This is a genomic window from Floridaenema fluviatile BLCC-F154 (assembly GCF_041929135.1).
GTDB lineage: Bacteria > Cyanobacteriota > Cyanobacteriia > Cyanobacteriales > Aerosakkonemataceae > Floridanema > Floridanema fluviatile.
In genome coordinates, this window is sequence record NZ_JBHFNS010000041.1 from 88,890 (window position 1) to 109,326 (window position 20,437).

Sequence of the window (20,437 nt, forward strand, 5' to 3'; positions counted from 1 at the left end):
AACTTCTCCCGTCAATTAGCGAGAGAAGTTTACAAACTCGAATCAGCAATCAAACTATAAATATTCCTCAATTAATTGGCGATACTGACTCTTTGGTTTCACACCTTTAAGTTCCGTCAACAATTCCTTATCCTTAAAAAATTGAATCGTCGGAGTTCCTGTCACCCCAGCATTTTCCGCAATCTCTGGATCTTTCTCAATATCCACCTCAATAAAATGAATTTTCCCCTCAAACTCATCTACCACCTTATTAAGAATTGGCTTCAAAGTATGACAAGGACCACAATGAGGCGAAACATACTTAACTACCAACAAGCGATCGCTATCGTGGAACAACTTCCGCAACGCATAACCACCCTCATGGCGAGTTTCATCAATACTAAACTCAGCCGACAAAACTTCCTTGCTTTCCTTCACTTCATCAGGACTATCCGCCTTTTCCGCATCAGGAGTTTTATGGAATTCCTGAATTAAACTATTAGCAGAAAGCCATCTTTCCGCCAACATCGCCGCCATACAACCAGTACCAGCAGCCGTAATCGCTTGGCGAAACTCATGATCCTGCACATCACCCGCAGCAAACACACCTTCCACACTCGTTTCTACCGAATCATGCTTAGTGACAACGTAACCCACATCATCAAGTTCTAATTGTCCCTTAAATAAAGAAGTATTCGGAGTGTGACCGATCGCATAAAACAAACCCTTCACCGCCAAAATACTCTCTTCCTCAGTTTGAGTATTGCGGACTTTCACACCCGTCATGCGATCGCCCTCACCCACCACATCCAACGGCTGAGTATTCCAATGTACCGTAATTTTTGGATTACTCAACGCCCGATCCTGCATCGTCTTAGAAGCACGCATCTTCTCACTTCGCACCAACAAATGCACGCGAGAACCATACTTAGTCAAATAAACCGCCTCTTCCAACGCCGAATCACCACCACCAACTACCGCCAACTCAACCCCATGAAAAATCGGAGTCGCACCATCACAAATCGCACAAGCCGAAATCCCCCGACTCCAATACTGGTGTTCGCTAGGTAAACCCAACCGTTTCGCCGTCGCACCTGTAGCAATAATAATACTGTGAGCTTTAACTTCCCGTTCCTCAGAACGAACCACAAACGGACGTTGACTCAAATCCACAAAAGTCACATCTTCCGTAAACAACTCCGCACCCCAACGTTCCGCCTGCGCCTTCATTCTATCCATTAATTCCGGCCCAGTAATCCCTTCAGGAAAACCCGGAAAATTCTCCACCTCCGTAGTCGTCATCAGCTGTCCACCAGGCAACCCCCCAGCCTGAAAACCTTCAAATACAAACGGTTTTAAATTAGCCCGCGCCGCATAAATCGCCGCTGTATAACCCGCAGGCCCAGAACCAATAATTACCACATTTTCTACACTCGAGCTTGCCATATTTAATTAAACTCATAACGACTACGTTTAATATAGCACACAAAGACAACACAGAAGAAGAGAAAAACGAGCCAGGGACTAGAGACTAGGAAACTTCTTAGTTTTCAGTTGTCTTCCCTACTTCCAGAATTGTTGTAATCTGAGACTAGAAGTGGGAATAATTTATAAATCAATAAACCACAGCTTTTTAAGAAAAGCTCTCTCGTATTTTTAGTGATAAAAACCCAACTAACCAGCAAAGTGCTTAGCCTATAAGGAATCCCAGCCCCCAGTACCCAGTACCCAGTACCCAGTACCCAGTACCCAAGTACTACCACCACAACAGAATTCCCAATTTTCACCACAGGAGTCTAAAAAATGGAAACAAAATCATCAGAAGCCATTGAAAAAATGCGTCAGCATTTTGATGCAGCACCTTATCCCCGAATTCCATTAGATACCTCCCCAAAAGATAATATTAAATTATTGTATTTGCATAACTTTGTAACTGCTTACTATTTAAGAAATCAGCAATCGATCGACACATCAGGTAAAGTAATTTTAGACGCTGGTTGTGGTACTGGCTACAAAGCTTTTGCCCTAGCCTTAGCAAATCCAGGCGCGAAAATAGTTGGAGTTGATCTTTCTAAAGAATCGGTAAATTTAGCAATTCAACGCTTAAAATATCATGGCATTGAAAATACCGAATTTCATACTCTTTCCATTGAAGATTTACCGCAACTGGGTTTAGAATTTGACTATATTAATGCTGACGAAGTTTTATACTTAGTACCCGATTATATAGCAGCATTACAAGCAATGAAAGCAGTGTTAAAACCCGAAGGCATCATTCGGACTAACTTACATAGTTCATTGCAAAGATTTGGCTTTTACAGAGCGCAAAAGATTTTTACAATTATGGGTTTAATGGATGAAGCCCCCGGAGAATTAGAAATTGGCTTAGTCAGAGAAACAGCGAAAGCCTTAAAAAATAACGTTGGTTTTAAAGCTACAGCTTGGAAAGTAGAGTTTGAAACGGATGATGAACGAGTATTAGCCAATTTGTTACTTCAGGGAGACAAAGGCTTCAATATCCCGCAAATGTTTGCCGCATTAAGATCGGCAGATTTAGAATTTATCAGTATGGTAAATTGGCAAGGTTGGGATGTTATGGATTTATTCAAAAACTCGGAAAAATTACCAGCTAAATTAGAAGAAAGACTCCCCAAATTTTCCCAAGAAGAACGACTGCATCTATTTGAATTATTGCATTCTACATATCGTCTACTTGACTTTTGGTGCGGACATCCCCAAGCAGCTAAATCTTTCGTACCTATTGCTGAATGGAGCGATAATAACTGGCAAAAAGCCAGAATTAATTTGCATCCAAATCTAAATGTAGCCAAAGTTAAACAAGAAATAATTAATAGTATTACCAACAATAAAACTTGGGAATTTAGGAGATATTTACCATTTACCAAAGAGCCTTTTACCTACATAGAACCGACAACAGCAGCTTGTTTATTACCTCTGTTTGATGCTCCTCAAACCATAAATAATTTAGTAGAGCGTTGGCAAAGAATAAAAGCAGTAGATCCAGTTACTTTGAACTCCATAGAAACAGAAGTAGCATTTCAGCAAGTTAAACAACAATTAATTAACCTACAGCAGATTGGGTTGTTACTTGTAGAAGCTCAAAATTAAAAACCTTAACTAATAGTAAACGAGGAGCAACAAAAATGGATGAACAATCAGCCGAATTGTTAGAGAAAATTCGTCAACAATTTGATTTCGCCCCTTACCCTAGAGCACCATTAGAACACTACCCCAGAGATATTCAATATCTTTATACTCAAAATTTGGTAACTCCTTATTACTTGAGAAACCAAAAGATTATTAGTACTGAAGGTAAAGTAATTTTAGATGCTGCTTGTGGTAGTGGTTATCACACATTAGGTTTACAAGTAGCAAATCCAGGCGCGAAAATTGTAGGAACAGATATTTCTGAAGAGTCAGTGAAATTAGCCCGTACCCGCTTAGAATATCATGGTTTTAATGACCTAGATTTTTACGTTATTGCTATTGAAGACTTACCGCAATTAGGGTTGAAATTTGATTACATTTATGCTAACGAAGTTTTATACTTAGTACCCGATCCAGTGGCAGCATTACAAGCCATGAAACTAGTGTTAAAACCAGAGGGCATTATTCGGACAAATCTTCATAGTTCTCTGCAAAGATTCAATTTTTATAAAGCGCAAAAGATTTTTAAAATTATGGGTTTAATGGATGAATCTCCCGGAGAGTTAGAAATTAGCTTAGTCCGAGAAATTGTTGCATCCTTAAAAAATAACACAGGCTTTAAAGTTAGTAGTTGGAATAAAGATTACGAAACTGATGACGAATTAATCTTAGCAAATCTGTTACTTCAGGGAGATAAAGGTTTTAATGTGCCACAAATGTTTGCAGCTTTAAGAGCCGCCGACTTAGAATTTATTAACATGATAAATTGGCAAGATTGGAATCTCATGAATTTGTTTAAATCATCGGAAAAATTGCCTGCTTCGCTAGAAAGCAAGTTACCAGATTTTTCTGTTGAAGAACGGTTACATCTATTTGAATTATTCCATTCCGTCGATCGCCTGCTGGATTTTTGGTGCGGTCATCCCAATGAAGGTCAAACTTTTTTACCTCTTACTGAATGGAATGATGCTGATTTGCTGAAAGCAAAATTTAGGTTACACCCTAACATAAATGTATCATTCATCAAACAAGAAATAGTAGATAAGGTTAATAAAAATGAACTTTGGAAATTCAGCCGTTATTTACCATTTAATGAAAACCTGACAAGATATACTACATCTATAGAACCGACAATGGCAGCTTGTTTGTTAGCTCTGTTTGATGCTCCACAAACTATAAATACTTTAGTTGAGCGTTGGCAGAAAATTCAAGGAGTAGATCTAGTTACTTTGAATTCTGTAGAACCAGAAGTAGCATTGCAGCAAGTGAAACAACAATTAGTTAACCTAGAGCAGGCTGGGTTGGTACTTGTAGAATCGTGAAATTGAAAATTTAATTATAAATTAGGAGAAAATGAAATGGATAAACAATCAGCTGAATTGATTGAAAAAATTCGCCAACAATTTGATTCTGCACCTTATCCTAGAGCACCATTAGACGAATTTCCTAGAGATGTTCAGTATCTTTATATTCATAATTTGGTGACTCCTTATTACTTGCGGAACCAAAAAGTTATTAGTACAGAAGGTAAGGTAATTTTAGATGCTGCTTGTGGAACTGGTTATCATACATTAGGGTTACAGGTAGCGAATCCAGGCGCGAAAGTTGTAGGAATAGATATTTCTGAGGAGTCAGTAAGATTAGCTCGTACTCGTTTAGAGTATCACGGGTTTAAGGATGTAGATTTTCAGGTTCTTGCTATTGAAGAGTTGCCAAAACTTGGGTTGGAATTTGATTATATTTACGCTAATGAAGTATTGTACATTCTGCCCGATCCCATTGCCGGATTGCAGGCAATGAAAGCGGTTTTAAAACCTGACGGGATTATTCGTGCTAATCTACACAGTTCTTTACAACGAGAGCATTATTATCGAGCGCAGGAAGTTTTTAAGATGATGGGTTTGTTCGATCGCAACCCCAGAGAAGCCGAATTAGCAGAAGTGCGGCAAACCATGAAAGCACTTAAAGATGATGCACTACTCAAAATGAATACTTGGATACCCGATCGCCAAGACGAAGAAGAATGGTTTTTAATGAACTATTTATTCCAGGGAGACAAAGGTTTTACAGTTCCAGAAATGTTTGCTGCTTTGCGAAATGCTGACTTGGAGTTTATCAGTATGGTCGCTTGGCCGTTTTGGGAATTGACAAGTTTGTTTGTTGAACCAGACGACTTACCCTTTTTCTTAGCAATGAGCTTACCCAGTCTTTCCCAAGAAGAGAAATTACATTTATTTGAGCTACTCCATCCCGTTCACCGTTTACTAGACTTCTGGTGTGGTCATCCTGATGCTACCCCCCCGGTAGTGCCGCCTGGGGAATGGACTGACGCTGATTGGCAGAATGTCACCATTTATCTGCATCCCCAAATGCAAGCTAGCGAACCCAGAGAACTGTTACTCGCCTGCGCCAACGAAATCAAAACCTTCGCCATCAGTCCTTACTTACCTTTTGTTAGTGACTCTACCTTAGTAATGGATAGTGCAGTAGCAGCCTGTATTGTCCCGCTATTGGATGGCCCACAGTCCATAAACTTTTTAGTAGAACACTGGCGTAAAATTAGACCATTGCAACCTGACTCTTTAGAGCCGCAAAATCCCGAAACCGCTTTTGAAACTGTTCAGCAAATATTAACGACTTTAGAGCAGCTAGGATATGTACTTCTGGAACGCAGTCTAGGAGAGGGTTAGAGAAATCTCAAAAAAATTTTTGCTTTGGGTGATATGAAAGTGAATGAATCTGGGTAAGTTCTAAATATAAGGGAAGAAAACAAACCCACCTAGAGCTGAAGGAGAAACTTCAAATGAACGCTACTTTTAAAACCAAATTCTTATTACACCTAAACCAAAAGAAAAACGCATCTGGCGAACAAGGCTTCACACTGATTGAACTGTTAGTTGTTATCATCATTATTGGTATTCTGGCTGCTATTGCATTACCTTCTTTCTTGAACCAAGCTAACAAAGGTAAGCAAGCTGAAGCTAAGCAATATGTCTCTTCTATTAACAAAGCTCAACAAGCTTACTACACAGAATTTGGTACTTTCGTAACTACATCTGATGCTAACGCTTGGGGTAGTTTAGCAGTTGGTATCAAAACTCAAACTACTAACTACAAGTATTCCATCAATGGTACTGGAGAAATAGTTAACGCTAAAGCAGATGCTAGCCAAATTTCTAAAGCTCTGAAAAACTATACTGGTGTTACTGCTTTAGTTGCTCCAGCCGCCAACGCTGATAAAACCTCTCAAGCAATTGTTTGTGAAACTAAAGATGCTGGTGCTGTTCCTGGTGATGGCGCTGTAACTGGTGCAGAAGTAACTTGTCCTGGTACAATGCAAGCACTTAAGTAAGATAGACGTTTTATTCGTAATGGTTTCAGCTTGAATGAACAAATAATTAAATCCAATTGGGTGGTGTACATTGCACTACCCATTTTGCTTTTGCAGTGAAAGGTAATTCAAACTTTGATCTATGATAATGATAAGAAATTAGCAAGAAGTTCAGACTAGAGAAGGAAGTAATTTCTTAAAGTTTATTCTACAATGAAAGGTGAGTAAAAGATAAAAATTTAGATTAGGCAGGAATTAAGTTAATGAATACTACATACAAAACAAAATTTTTGTTTCATTTAAATCAAAAGAAACAAAGTGGAAAAGAAGAGGGTTTTACCTTAATCGAACTACTGGTAGTGGTAATTATTATTGGGATTCTGGCTGCGATCGGACTTCCTTCTTTTCTCAATCAAGCCAACAAAGCTAAACAAGCAGAAGGCAGACAATATGTTACGGCAATTAATAGAGCACAACAAATGTATTACATAGAAAATGGTACATTTGTTAGCACAAGTGATGCTGCCGCTTGGGGTAGTTTAGCAATAGGAATTAGAACACAGACAGCTAACTATAAATATTCAATTTCGGCAATTGGTATCGAAGGTGCAAGTGCTTTTGCAGATGCTAGCCAAATGTCTAAAGCTTTAAAAAATTATACTGGGGTTGTCGGTTTAGTAGCTCCAGTTGCGGGAGCACCAACAACTACTCAAGCTTTGATTTGCGAAACTAAAAACGCCGGAGAAACACCTACTGCTGGTACAGTAGGAGCAACAGAATTACAATGTCCTGGTAATGCTAGTCCGTTGAAGTAGAAGGGAGAGTAATCCTGCGATCGAGTTTTGCATTGCTGGCAAATACATAATTATTAGGGTTGGGTAGTTAAGTCAGCTACCCAATTTTTATTTCCCAAAATACTCTATTATCGAAATTAGCTTGCAAAATAGAAACATACTCCTGAATATGCTAGCAGGATACTAAGTTATGACTTTACCCGCAACCAGTTGGCAACAACAAGCTGAACAATATTTGTTGGCAGGTGACTATGTTCAAGCGGCTAATCTTTATGAACAAGCGATCGCCAACGAACCAGAAAATCTTTCTCATTATTGGTATTTGGGATTAATGTTGCTTTTGCAAGAGAAAGAAGCGGAAGCACAAATGACTTGGTTGTGTGGAATGGAGTCAGGGGAAGAGGAAAATTTTCCCCAATTTACAGCAGAATTAACTCAAGTTTTACAAACAGAAGCAGAAAGACGGGAAGCTTTAGCAGACGATCGCACTGCTTGGCTAATTCGTCAGTATATCCGAGAAGTTAATTCTCTAGATATTAATAATTTACTGCGGTTAATTTTACTAGGGATTAAATTAGGAAGTTTTACTGGAGAAGAATTAAATGATTTAGATGTGATTGAAGTTTTGCGATCGCCAGAAACAACTAATGTAGATTTTTCCTTGCTGATGGAAGTTTTGCAGCAAGTTTTAACAACCGATCCTTTAAATCCAGCAACTTTAGAATTTACCTCAGCTTGTATACCTCATGTTAAAGAACCATATATTTTTATAGATATTTTAGTTGTCAATTCCGTAAAAATTGCTTACTCACGGCAAAAAGCATCTGTAGCAGCAAGTTTATTAGAATTAGCTTTAAATTTAGATAATCAAAACCCGGAAGTATTAATTCAGTTAACTAGCTTTTATCAGGATGCAGGTGAGTATGCCAAAGGAATAGAAACAGCTAAGTTATGCTATTCTTTATTTGCTGGATTGCCAGAAAAAATCTTTGCCAATCATCTACTTATCCGAGGGTTAATGATGGCAGCTGGCAAGTATTGGTTAGAAGCTCGTGCGGCATTTCAGCAACATGAAAATTTACTAAATTCTTTGTTTGATGCTCCAGAGTTAAATCTCGATCCAACTACAGTAGTCAGACTATTTTCTACAACTTATTTTTTACCTTATTTTCGGGATGATTTAAAAAATAACCGCTATTTGCAAAACCAAGTGGCGCGAATTTGCCAACTGAATATTCAAAATAATTTACCAGAACAAACAGCTAAATATGCTCAAATAAAATCCCCAAGAAAAACTAATAAAATTTTAAAAATTGGTTATGTTTCCCATTGTTTAAAAAGACATTCTGTTGGTTGGATTTCCCGGTGGTTGCTGAAATATCACGATCGCGATCGCTTCCAGATTCACGCTTACTTAATTAATGCACAGCAACGCCAAGATCCTTTACAAGAATGGTATATAAACCAAGTAGATAAAGCCTACAAATTTGGTTTAGAAGCAACGGAAATTGCCGAACAAATCTATCAAGACGAAATTGATATTTTAGTGGATTTAGATAGTATAACTTTAGACGTGATTTCGGAGATTACTTCCTTAAAACCTGCACCAATTCAAGTTACTTGGTTGGGTTGGGATGCTTCGGGAATACCAGGGATTGATTACTTTATTGTCGATCGCTACGTTTTACCAGAAACAGCACAGGAACACTATAGCGAAACCTTGTGGAAATTACCAGAAACTTATGTAGCAGTTGATGGTTTTGAAGTGGGAGTTCCTACCTTGCGTCGTGATAGTTTAAAAATTCCTCAAGATGCGATAGTTTACTTTAGTTCGCAAATGGGTTTTAAGCGACATCCTGACACAGTTCGCTTACAAATGCAAATCCTCAAACAAGTACCTAATAGCTATTTTTTAATTAAAGGTTCTGCCGATCGAGCATCAATTAAAAACTTCTTTACGGAAATAGCAGAAGCCGAGGGTGTTAGTAGCGATCGCTTAAGATTTCTCCCCGATGTCGCCTTTGAAGAAATTCATCGTGCTAATCTCGGAATTGCTGATATAGTGTTAGATACTTATCCTTACAATGGCGCAACTACAACTTTAGAAACTCTCTGGATGGGGATTCCCTTAGTTACCAAAGTCGGGGAACAATTTGCTAGTCGGAATAGCTACACAATGATGATGAATGTTGGAGTAACTGAGGGGATTGCTTGGACAGATGAAGAATATGTAGAATGGGGAGTACGCTTAGGGAATGATGCAGCTTTGCGCCAAAATATTGCGGGGAAATTAAAGCAATCTCGGCAAACTTCTCCGTTATGGAATGGAGAAAAGTTTACAGGGGAAATGGAAACAGCTTATCAACAAATGTGGTTAAAATATTGTGATTCTAATCCAAGGAGTTGAAAGATTTGCAACCTTTAAGAATTTTGATTTTAACTAATCTTTATCCACCCCAAGCTATTGGCGGATATGAACGCGCGATCGCAGATTATGCGAAAATATTACATCAGCGAGGACACCAAGTTTTAGTATTAACTAGCGATACTCAAAAACATAAAGTTAACTATATTCGTGACAATTTAGAACCCCCAGTAAAATCGTGCTTTAACCTCACAGGTACTTGGAGTAATGGTAAAGCTTTATGGTTTTCTCCTGAAGAAGTAGTACCGATTAATTCCCAAAATAAAACAATCTTGAATGCAGAAATTCAAAACTTTCAACCCCAAGTTTGTTTAGCCGGAAACATTGACTTTTTAGGCTTAGAACTTTTACAAATAATTTTATCATCGGGAATTCCTATTGCTCACTATGTAATGAATGCTAATCCGGGGTATTTTCCTGAAGAAACTCCTCAAACTCCCGACTATAAATATATTACTTGTAGTAATTGGTTAAAAGAACATTTGCAAACACAAGGCTATCCTACAGAATCAACTCAAACCATTTATCCGGGTGCAGCAGTCACAGAATTTTACCAACCAGAGTTACCCCCACGCGATCGATTACGTATTGCTTATGCCAGTTTAGTTATGCCTTACAAAGGAGCAGATATACTAATAGCAGCCCTTTCTTTACTAGAAACTTTAGGAATAGAATTTACAGCTACTATTGCGGGCGGAAATTTTCAGCCAGAATTTGTAGAAGCCTTACAAGAAATGGTAGAATTAGAAGGATTAACTGAAAAAATTAAATTTCCTGGGGTTTTATCCAGAGAGGAACTAAAACAGCTTTATCGTACCCACAATGTCTTAGTATTTCCTTCTCGATTTGCTGAACCTTTTGGAATTAGCCAAATAGAAGCTATGGCAGCTGGTTTAACATTAGTAACTAGTGCTACGGGTGGAGCAAAAGAAATAGTTGAACATCAAGTAGATGGATTAGTTTTTGAGTCGGAAAATCCTTTAGATTTAGCTGATATATTATCAACTTTACCTCAGTTTCCCGAAGAATGGCAAGCAATTACTCGCCAAGGACAACAACGGGCTTTGTCTGAGTTTAACCAAACTAAAACCGTAGAACAGCTAGAATCAGTTTTTCAAGAATTAATTACTAATAATTAACGGAGAAATTAATCATTTATGTTTACCAAATCTTCCTCTGGATTCAATAGTATTGTCGGATATTCTTTAGTAATTCTTCTTTCCATGTTTGCTATAATTGGGCTGCAATTACCTCAATTAAACAAAATAATCAATAGATCCAAAACTGCCTCTATTGAAGAATTAAAGAGAGAAGTAACCGCAGAAAAAGCCCGACTCGATCTAATGCAAAAAATACCTTCTTTGGGATTTAGCAATTTAATTGCTGACTGGACATTACTAAGTTTTCTTCAGTATTTTGGTGATGATGTCGCTCGCGATCGCACTGGATTTGAATTAAGTCCTAATTATTTTGAAATTATTGTAGACCGCGACCCCCACTTTTTAAAATCCTACCTATTTTTATCTACTAGTGTTTCTTTATTTGGTGGAGAACCAGAAAAAGCTATTGCATTAATGGCAAAAGGCTTAAAATCAATAACACCCGAACAACCAGGCGCTTATTACGTTTGGCGCTACAAAGGAACTGACGAATTATTATTTTTAGGAGACACTAAAAAAGCGGAAAGATCCTTTGCCAAAGCAGCAGAATGGGCTAGCGAATTTTCCGATCCAGAAAGTCAAAATATTGCTACTATTTCGCGAAAAACAGCGGAGTTTTTAGCTGACGATCCCGATATTACTACTGCCCAAGAAGGCGCTTGGGCAATGGTATTAGTAAATTCCTTAAATACTGGTGATGAACGAACTCGCAAGCGAATAATAGAGAGAATAGAAGCACAGGGGGGGAAAGTAATTATTTCACCAGAAGGAGCCGTAAGCGTAAAGCTACCTAAATCTAATTCTAACTAAGTTAGATAGTAAATTCCGGCTCCTTTAGACTTTAAATTAAATTAGCGGATCGGTTCACCATTGCGAAACTGTCCATCAAAACTGCGCCCATTAGCAAACACAATGCTACCTCTTCCGTGAGGTAAAGCATTGCGAAGTTCACCCCGATAACGATTACCTTTATTATCGACACAAACTCCTCTACCATCTAAATCATTATTAAAAAATTCCCCTTGACAGCGTGTACCATCATTACTAGTAAATACACCTCCACCCAGAATTTGACCGCTGACAAATCGACCTTGGTAGCGATCGCCATTTGCGTAAGTAAACACTCCCGTACCATGAAACTGTCCATTCCGAAATTGTCCCCGGTAGCGATCGCCATTCGTGAATATAAATGACCCCGTACCATTTGGTTGACCATTGCGAAATTCTCCTTGATAACGATTATCATCTTCAAAAATAAATTCGCCCATACCATTTGGTTGACCGTTAACAAATTGTCCTTGGTAGCGATCGCCATTGTTGAAAATAAATACACCTATTCCATTCGGCTGACCATTACGAAACTGTCCTCTATAAGAACCTTTATCTTCATAGATACAAACCCCTTTACCGCTGAGCCTCTCACCCTGAAATGCTCCTTCACAGTAAGTGCCATCCCCAAATTTAATGACAACTTGACCAAAGGATGGCAGGGGTTCGATCATATTAGTAATGACTCCCAAAGTAGAAGCTGCTAATACTGCTATTCCTAACTTCTGAATTGGGCTAAACATCGGTAAACAATCCCCCATATTTTCTAACAACAAAATGTTGTAGCGCAATTTTTAATTATTTGTCGCCATACCTTCAATTATGTCATTCGATTTTAGATCTGAGAGTTTTGCTCATCAAAAGCTATCCCTAGCTGGGCTAGGTTAGAGCATATAATTAGTAAAAATTCCCTAAACTTAATCAATCGTAATATATTCTGGGCGCTCTTTGAAAGCAGAAAACAAAAGGAAAAAAATTGTTCTCTCCCCATCCACCCAATACAAACTAACCAACTTCAATTAATAGTTACTTTCCCAGTCGGAGTGAGCGCATTTTTCTGTAAAATGCTGTATGAGATTTAGCCGAGCCAAGCAAAAATCTCAAGCCGAAATAACTGGCTTGATGTTTGATGGCAGTGGCAGTGATTTTCACATTTGAGTTTAAGTAGAGATTGAGGTTAGGTACAGAGGTTGACCATGAGGTATCGCGGTTTTATCGTTGCACTCCTAGCATTATGCTTATGTGTGCTAACTGCTTGTAGCGAAGGCCCAGCAACAGCTACCGAGCAACTGACATACGATCAAATTAAAGGCACTGGTTTAGCGAATAACTGCCCGCAGTTAGAAGAAACAACTCGCGGATCGATCGCACTATCATCCGGTGAATCATACGCAATTAAGGGATTGTGCTTACAACCCACCAGTTTCTTTGTTAAAGAAGAACCAGCTAACAAACGCCAACAAGCAGAATTCGTTCCCGGCAAACTACTGACTCGTTACACCTCCACCATTGACCAAGTACAAGGTCCACTGAAGATTAACTCTGACAGTAGCTTGACCTTCGTCGAAGAAGACGGCTTAGATTTCCAAGCTATTACCGTTCAGTTACCCGGTGGCGAAAGAGTACCATTCCTGTTCACCATTAAAAACTTAGTGGCAACATCCCAGCCCGGTTCAGAAAGCATCAACACCTCCACCGACTTTGAAGGCGAATTTAAGGTTCCTTCCTATCGGTCTGCTGGCTTCCTAGACCCCAAAGCTCGTGGAGAAGCTACTGGGTATGATAGCGCCGTGGCAATTCCTTCTCAAGCCGATCGGGAAGAACTAGCCCGTGCTAACATCAAACGTGCAGAAACAGGCAAAGGAAAAATTTCCCTCCGAGTAGCCAAAGTGGATAGCAACACTGGTGAAATTGCGGGTACATTTGAGAGCGAACAGCCCTCAGATACCGATTTAGGAGCCGCTGAACCTAAAGAAGTGAAAATTCGTGGCATATTTTATGCCAGAGTTGAATCAGAGGCATAAGCCCCAAAAGTGGCACAACACTGCTTAAAAACGTTAATGTCAAACAGCAGACGCTATCAATGAACTTTCAGGGGGCGGGTAATATTAGCAGGAGAAACCAGAATAATGATTTCTGCTGTTGACGATCCCGCTCCTACTTAGAAATACGTAATGCGATCGACCAAGGTTAAATTCTAAATCAATTAATCAATATTTTGCCGCCCATCTATATGTTTCCAATAATCAAAAACTTCAGTAAATATTGGGTTGTAAGACTTTATAGCAGGTGACTAAGGTAAAGATGTAACTTCATACCAGGTAGAGCAGCTACCCTTCTCTGGGGTAACACTCACGGCCAAATAATGTGATAAATTAACAAAGATTTGGGTTTGATTCAGTTTAATTTCCAGTCTACTTAAGCAAATCAGTAAAACAACACATTACCAAATAACCATGTTGTTACAGATCACAGCTTATTGACTGCCAAAGTGATAAAACTGAATCGAAATAATCCTGGTACAGCCTACCTACCCCCGTTACTCCACTATGCCTACCAATCTGTCTCACGATTTAAAAAATGATAGCTTGCAGCTGTTGCAAGAGTACCGAAAAACTGGCTCCGCCACTACTCGTAATCAGTTGGTAAACCTCAACTTCGGCTTAGTAAGAAAGGAAGCACACTACTGGAGCAATCAATGCTCAGAAAGCTATGAAGACTTGCTTCAGGTAGGCTGCTTAGGATTGATTAGAGCCATAGAGCGATTTGAAATTTGCAAAGGCAACGCCTTTAGCTCGTTTGCTCTGCCCTACATTAGAGGCGAAATTCAACACTACCTCAGAGATCGCGGTTCCTCAGTCCGCATTCCCCGCCGCTGGCTAACATTGCAAAGACAAGGCATCACAATTAGCAGACAATTACAAAGCCAGCTGCATCGCCAACCAACAGACGCAGAAGTGGCGGCTGTCTTAAAAATTCCTCCAGAAGAATGGCAAGAAATTAAATTAGCTTGTCAAAATCGCTCTCCCCTGAGCCTAGACGTACCAGTAGGAGATGACGAAGAAGGATCTCGACCCTTAGCAGAACTCGTCCCCGATCCTCGTTACCGCAGTTTTCAGTTAGCTCAAGAAGATCAGATTCGCCTACAACAAGCTTTAGTTAAATTAGAAGAAAGAACTCGCGAAATTTTAGAATTCGTTTTCTTCCATGACTTAACTCAAAAAGAAGTAGCACAACGCTTAGACATTAGTGTAGTGACTGTCTCTCGACGGGTGAAAAAAGGATTGGATGTCCTGAAACAGTTGATGGCAGGAACTAACGATTGAAATTAAACTAAGAATTTCTTTACTTCGGTTACCGATCGCTTCTCGATCGAGAACTTTCAACTAAATGAGTTTAACAAAACCCGGTAAATTGCTTCATTTCCTGTAGGGAAATATCAGTCAAACCGAAATTACCCCTTAGCCAGAGCAATCGAAACAAAAATTTAACTGCAACAAAGATATTAGCACTAAATTTCCCCCAGGCTTTCCCGTATAGTTGGAGAATTGCAGTTTAATATATAACAGTACCAAGCAATCACTAAATGTCCAAAAGCAAAAATAGACATCTATAGTGGAGGCTAAAAAATCTTTGGGAGACAGGCAATGCGTCAATTATCATTTATTGCCTTATTTGGGACGCTGGCTATTTTAGTGGGTGGATGCGGCGGTGGTGAAACTGAAACCGCCACTTCTCCTACACCGATCGCACCAGCAGCTACTACACCTGCAACTGAACCAACACCGCAACAATCACCAACTCAACCATTTTCCAGTCCAATGGTTGAGCCGAAACAACCAGCCAAACCAACACCAGGAGCGGCTGCGCCTAAACCAGCACCAAATGTTATTGTTACTGCACCGCCAGAACTAACACCCCCGACAGACCCAAATCAGCGGACAGCAGAAGTACAAAAAGAAATAGATAAAGCTAACAGAGATCCTTTTGGTTTGCCTCCTTTTGAATTAAATCCACAGCAGCCAAACCAAAATGTTAATAGAACTCCTACTCAAACTCAAACACCAAATAGAACTATTCCTAACGTTGAGGGAGTGCCAGAAGCAAGACCACCAGTTGTCAGCCTTCCTAGCATCCCTACAACCACCCCTACTACCACCGCTACTGCACCTACACAAAGGAACGTTCCTACAGTTACAGGAGTACCCTCAGCACAAGCACCAGTAGTTCGTATTCCCCGGAGAACTCCACCTAGAATAGGACGTGGTTCAACTACAGCACCGGGTAGAGCTATACCGCAAGCACCAGTAGCTAGTGTTCCTACTGCCCCAGGTATAACAAGAAGAACTGCACAACCAAGAAGAGTTAGTCCAAGACCTACTACTCGCCAAACTCAACCTACTCAGGTCGCACGCGCACCGCAACGCACTCAAAAGCCTGCTACTAGGACAGCCCAAAATGCTACTAGGACAGCCCAAAAACCACAACGCACTCAAACACCTAACCGCACGGTAGCAGCTGCACCAAAACCAGCACCAGCACCAACTCCGGCAATTGTGGCTCCCCCTGCACCTCCTGAAATCCCTACCTTACCACCTCCGCCAGATCCTATTTTGGCGAAAGCTGTGGAAGTTTCTGGAGTGGTAATTGTTGGCTCTCAACCGCAAGCAATTGTTAAAGCTCCAAATGAGACAACTAGCCGTTATGTTAGAGCCGGACAGCGGTTGTCAAATGGTCAAGTGTTGGTGAAACGAATTGAAGTTAATGAAGGTTCAGAACCAATTGTAATTTTGGAACAAAATGGTGTAGAAGTTGCCAAAATTGTGGGAGAAAGACCTGTGACAACACAGCCAGGAACACAAGCTGTTACCCCGATTCCAGTGACAGGTAAATCCCAAGATAATGTTTAATTACGGCAAAAAATGCTTGAGATAGGCGAAAAAAAACAATTGAAATACGAAATTGAATTTCCGGGACTGCCTTTAGCTGTTTATCGAGAAATTGCGGCTCATTTGCGCCAAGTTTCTGGAGTGGAAACAGGTTTAACCACGCAGCAGTCTCAGGATTTTGATTACAATCAAAGCCAAGTGGGAAGTTTGTGGATTGATTATTCAGAAATGGTTACTGCAACTGCTGACGATCGCATCAAGCAAATATTGGCTTACTATCAACAAAAATACGGCAAAGCAGTTATCACTAATCATTAAAATATGAAAGGGGAAAGGGAACAGGGAAAAGGGAATTACTTTTTCCTGTTTTCTTTTTCTCCTTAGTTCTTTGACCAATCAGCAATTCTTAAATTATGGGTACGATTCAAGCTTTACGGGGAACCAGAGATATTTTGCCAGAAGAGGTTGCTTACTGGCAAAAGGTGGAAGCAACAGCTAGGGAAATTTTGGGCAAAGCAGCTTACCAAGAAATTCGCACCCCAATTTTTGAGGAAACTGGACTTTTTGAACGTGGCATCGGTGAAGCTACTGATGTGGTGGGCAAGGAGATGTACACTTTTTTGGATAGGGGTGAACGTTCTATTACTTTGCGCCCGGAAGGTACGGCTGGAGTTGTGAGATCTTTTATCGAAAATGGTCTGTTTGCTCAAGGTGGCGTGCAGCGTCTTTGGTATACTGGGCCAATGTTTCGTTACGAACGTCCCCAAGCTGGAAGGCAAAGACAGTTTCATCAAATAGGGGTGGAGGTTTTAGGAAGTGCAGATCCCAGGGCAGATGTGGAGGTAATTGCGATCGCCAATCATATCCTCCAAACTTTGGGTTTAAAATCTCTCCGCCTCGATATTAATTCTTTGGGAAATGCTGAAGATAGGCAACAGTATCGTCAAGCTTTGATTGATTATTTAACTCCCTATAAAAATGAGTTAGATGCTGATTCTCAAGATAGATTAACTCGCAATCCTTTGCGGATTTTAGATAGTAAGGATGAACGGACTAAGGAAATTTCGCTAAATGCTCCCAGGATTTTAGATCATCTGAGCGCGGATTCTCAAAGGCATTTTGACCAAGTATTACAGTTATTGACTGATTTGGGAATTGATTATCAGTTGAATCCTCGATTGGTGCGAGGTTTGGATTATTATACTCACACGGCTTTTGAAGTGATTTCTGATGATTTGGGTGCTCAAGCAACAGTTTGTGGCGGTGGCAGATATGATGGTTTGGTAGCAGAATTAGGTGGGCCAGTTACGCCTGCGGTAGGTTGGGCGATCGGTCTGGAAAGACTAATTATTCTGTTGCAAAAGTTATCGGGGAGTTCGGCGCGATCGCTAGATTTTTATGTGGTTTCTAGAGGCGAAAAAGCTGAACCACAAGCACTTATTTTAGGGCAGAAATTGCGCCAAGCTGGTTTTAGTTTGGAATTAGATTTAAGCGGTAGTGCCTTTAAAAAACAATTCGCCCGTGCTGATAAAAGTGGCGCTGTTAGTTGTTTGATTTTGGGAGATGAAGAAGCGGAAAATCAAACAGTTAAGTTGAAGTGGATGGCAACAAAAGAACAACAAACAATTTCTCAAGTTGATTTGCTAGAAACAGCAGAACAACTGCGAAAGGAAATTGATACTTACAAAAATTAAATAACTTGGTAGTAGAGACGTTGTATACAACGTCTCTACTACAACCAACAGGAAAATTTTTTTGCTATAATCATAGTACATATATACTAAAGCTCAAATATCTTTTAAGATTGGCAGGAGAGTTGGCAATGAAGCTAATCAATATTGATTTAAAAAATGTCGTAGCTGTTGGTTATGAAGACGAACATTTAGGATTGTTGATCGATCGCGGTAATCAAATGGAATATTTGGAAGTTACTGCGCCTGTAGATGCTTATGAAGGAATGCAAAAACTTGCCGAAATAGCGAACGAAGAAGCAGAAATTCCAATGTTGCCAGTTACTTCTACTATGGCATCAGCAATGGGATATGATAAACAAAGAAAAGTCTTGCAAATCGAGTTTAGTAGCGGTTCAGTTTATCAATATGATGATGTAGAAAAGGAAACTTGGGAACGTTTCCTAAACTCTGATTCCAAAGGCAAGTTTTACAACAAGGAAATCAAAGGACATTATCCCAGTCATTGTTTAGATGATGGAACTGTGATGGAAACATATACAGTTGTTTATGCTAAAAATCCGGTAGTAAAAGCCGAAAATTACCAGCCTGTTTCTCAGTTAAAAACTGCTTAATAATCACCACCAGAACCATATTTCCACGCATCAATCCATCGTTGCAGGTAATATTTTGGTACTGGTGGTAATTCTTTTACCCAAGGCTGGATAATTGCACCTAATTGATTTAAGCCTGAATAGACTGCTAAATTAAAGTAATGTACCAACCAATCAATTAAGGCTAATATCCCAACTTGGGGGATAATTTTAATTACTATTTCTGGGTGAGAAAGTTGGGTTTTTAATAAAGCTTTGGTTAAAGCGAAAAACTGCACTACGTCTTGGAGAAAAGGTTTAAGTACTGAATCTCCGAGATTTTCCATTTCGAGAAATACTGCTGATAGTAATTGGTTAATTTGTTCGGGTGCAACTTTTTGATTTATTCCTACACTCATGGTGCGTTGAAATAACCAAGTTACGGCTAAATTTGGTTGATATGGTTGTAATAATGATAAGTCATTTTGAGTTAGACGATCGCACTCCAACGCCTGATGAATCCCATTAGTTAACCTCTGTAAATGACGCACCATTGCACCAAATCCACCAAAACTTAAAGGAGATTGTGCACCGCTACTATCTCCCGCTGGTAAAATGCGATCGAAAAGCATTTTAACCGGACTTTGGCGATAACTGGGAAAGAAACCAAACAATGCTCTGACAAATTCTAACTGCGATAATTCTACTTTCTGATATTCTGGTAAAAGCCGCAAATATTCGCTAAAAAACTCTTCTAAACTTGGACGTTTGGGATCTGCATCCAAGTAAGTAAACATATAAGTTGTTCTCCCATCTCTAGCGGGAAAAGCTTCCCAAAAATATTGGCATTGATTTTCCAAAGGCGTGAAAGAATAGATTAAATCTCCAGTTTTATTCTCAGGAAAACCTTTAGCGCAAGTTCCCACTACTAAACAAACACTATCCGGTTTTTCTCCTTGTCTCGCTTGTTGTACAATGGGAGAAAAATTGCCCATTGCATCAATTAATAATCGAGTTTTTAAAGTTTCACTTGCTTCTACTAATATCCCATCTGGGTGAATCACTGCACCTTGAAAAGGTGAATTTTCCAAGAGTTTACCGCCAGCAGCGAGAAATTTTAATTTGAGAGTCTCTAGGAGATAAACGGGATCGACACCGATATTGAGAATGTCTGTTACCCAGATATCTTTACCACCTAAAAAGCCGACTCTTGCGGGGTTGTATTGAGTTGCGATCGCCTTTTCCAATTCCGCTTCCGTCAGCAGATTTAACTGGACAAAAACCTCTAACTCTTTGCGAGAAATGTTCCATTCTTGATCTCTTCCCCGCAAAATTCCCCGTTCAATTAAAGCGACTCGCCAACCTAAATTTGCTAAAGACGCACCAATTAAAATTCCTAAAGTACCGCCACAAATTACCACATCCCAGTCTAATGTTCCTAATGGTAACTCACTTTGTTTGACTAATTGTGGTATGGGTAATGTATTTTCTTTCAAGGATTGCCAAAGGCGATCGACTCGGCGTAATCCTTCTAAAGCATTTCCGGGAATTTGGCTAAGAATTTCTTCAGTTAGATTCATAAAAAACAGACCGATTGCTA

At 39.6% G+C, this 20,437-nt stretch carries 17 protein-coding genes; 14 read left to right on the forward strand and 3 right to left on the reverse strand.

Translation table 11 applies throughout. The features are described from left to right. Positions 1–54: 54 nt before the first annotated feature. On the reverse strand, positions 55–1,425 hold the full coding sequence (gene trxB, locus ACE1B6_RS09355) for a thioredoxin-disulfide reductase (RefSeq protein WP_413256988.1): 1,371 nt from the start codon (positions 1,423–1,425) through the stop codon (positions 55–57). Positions 1,426–1,782: 357 nt separating this feature from the next. On the opposite strand from trxB, the gene ACE1B6_RS09360 reads away from it, so the two are divergent. From ACE1B6_RS09360 to ACE1B6_RS09395, 8 genes are all read left to right on the forward strand, one after another. After that, positions 1,783–3,108: a class I SAM-dependent methyltransferase gene (locus ACE1B6_RS09360; RefSeq protein WP_413256989.1), complete on the forward strand. Its 1,326-nt coding sequence runs from the start codon at positions 1,783–1,785 to the stop codon at positions 3,106–3,108. A 35-nt stretch (positions 3,109–3,143) separates the two neighbouring features. Continuing rightward, positions 3,144–4,469 (forward strand): class I SAM-dependent methyltransferase, encoded by a 1,326-nt coding sequence (locus tag ACE1B6_RS09365; protein ID WP_413256990.1) that lies wholly within the window; start codon positions 3,144–3,146, stop codon positions 4,467–4,469. Between the two features lie 36 nt (positions 4,470–4,505). Then, positions 4,506–5,837, forward strand: a complete 1,332-nt coding sequence (locus ACE1B6_RS09370) for a class I SAM-dependent methyltransferase (RefSeq protein WP_413256991.1) — start codon at positions 4,506–4,508, stop codon at positions 5,835–5,837. Positions 5,838–5,950: 113 nt separating this feature from the next. After that, entirely contained in the window at positions 5,951–6,499 is a 549-nt protein-coding gene (locus tag ACE1B6_RS09375) for a type IV pilin-like G/H family protein (RefSeq protein ID WP_413256992.1), read from the forward strand. Positions 6,500–6,741: 242 nt separating this feature from the next. Further along, positions 6,742–7,293, forward strand: a complete 552-nt coding sequence (locus ACE1B6_RS09380) for a type IV pilin-like G/H family protein (RefSeq protein ID WP_413256993.1) — start codon at positions 6,742–6,744, stop codon at positions 7,291–7,293. 169 nt (positions 7,294–7,462) lie between these two features. Beyond that, entirely contained in the window at positions 7,463–9,679 is a 2,217-nt protein-coding gene (locus ACE1B6_RS09385; protein ID WP_413256994.1) for an O-linked N-acetylglucosamine transferase, SPINDLY family protein, read from the forward strand. 5 nt (positions 9,680–9,684) lie between these two features. After that, entirely contained in the window at positions 9,685–10,836 is a 1,152-nt protein-coding gene (locus ACE1B6_RS09390; protein ID WP_413256995.1) for a glycosyltransferase family 4 protein, read from the forward strand. A gap of 18 nt (positions 10,837–10,854) precedes the next feature. After that, positions 10,855–11,667, forward strand: coding sequence for a hypothetical protein (locus ACE1B6_RS09395; protein ID WP_413256996.1), 813 nt, complete (start codon positions 10,855–10,857; stop codon positions 11,665–11,667). A 41-nt stretch (positions 11,668–11,708) separates the two neighbouring features. On the opposite strand, the gene ACE1B6_RS09400 is transcribed toward ACE1B6_RS09395, so the two are convergent. After that, on the reverse strand, positions 11,709–12,428 hold the full coding sequence (locus tag ACE1B6_RS09400; RefSeq protein ID WP_413256997.1) for an MORN repeat-containing protein: 720 nt from the start codon (positions 12,426–12,428) through the stop codon (positions 11,709–11,711). Between the two features lie 453 nt (positions 12,429–12,881). Here ACE1B6_RS09400 and psbO point away from each other — a divergent pair, with 453 nt between their 5' ends. The 6 genes from psbO to ACE1B6_RS09430 all read left to right on the forward strand — a co-directional run bounded on the left by psbO (position 12,882) and on the right by ACE1B6_RS09430 (position 18,879). Continuing rightward, positions 12,882–13,709: a photosystem II manganese-stabilizing polypeptide gene (gene psbO / locus ACE1B6_RS09405; RefSeq protein WP_413256998.1), complete on the forward strand. Its 828-nt coding sequence runs from the start codon at positions 12,882–12,884 to the stop codon at positions 13,707–13,709. Positions 13,710–14,234: 525 nt separating this feature from the next. Further along, positions 14,235–15,011, forward strand: a complete 777-nt coding sequence (locus ACE1B6_RS09410) for an RNA polymerase sigma factor SigF (protein WP_413256999.1) — start codon at positions 14,235–14,237, stop codon at positions 15,009–15,011. 321 nt (positions 15,012–15,332) lie between these two features. Beyond that, positions 15,333–16,595, forward strand: a complete 1,263-nt coding sequence (locus ACE1B6_RS09415) for a hypothetical protein (RefSeq protein WP_413257000.1) — start codon at positions 15,333–15,335, stop codon at positions 16,593–16,595. 39 nt (positions 16,596–16,634) lie between these two features. After that, a complete protein-coding gene (locus ACE1B6_RS09420; RefSeq protein ID WP_413257001.1) occupies positions 16,635–16,892 on the forward strand; it encodes a hypothetical protein in 258 nt (85 codons plus the stop codon). 95 nt (positions 16,893–16,987) lie between these two features. Next, positions 16,988–18,268, forward strand: a complete 1,281-nt coding sequence (gene hisS / locus ACE1B6_RS09425) for a histidine--tRNA ligase (RefSeq protein WP_413257002.1) — start codon at positions 16,988–16,990, stop codon at positions 18,266–18,268. A gap of 128 nt (positions 18,269–18,396) precedes the next feature. Next, positions 18,397–18,879, forward strand: coding sequence for a KTSC domain-containing protein (locus ACE1B6_RS09430; protein WP_413257003.1), 483 nt, complete (start codon positions 18,397–18,399; stop codon positions 18,877–18,879). Here the strand turns inward: ACE1B6_RS09430 and ACE1B6_RS09435 are convergent. Continuing rightward, the gene (locus ACE1B6_RS09435; protein ID WP_413257004.1) at positions 18,876–20,417 is read right to left on the reverse strand and encodes an FAD-dependent oxidoreductase; all 1,542 of its coding nucleotides are present in this window, start codon (positions 20,415–20,417) and stop codon (positions 18,876–18,878) included. The two genes, ACE1B6_RS09430 and ACE1B6_RS09435, sit on opposite strands and share 4 nt — an antisense overlap. Positions 20,418–20,437 lie beyond the last annotated feature (20 nt).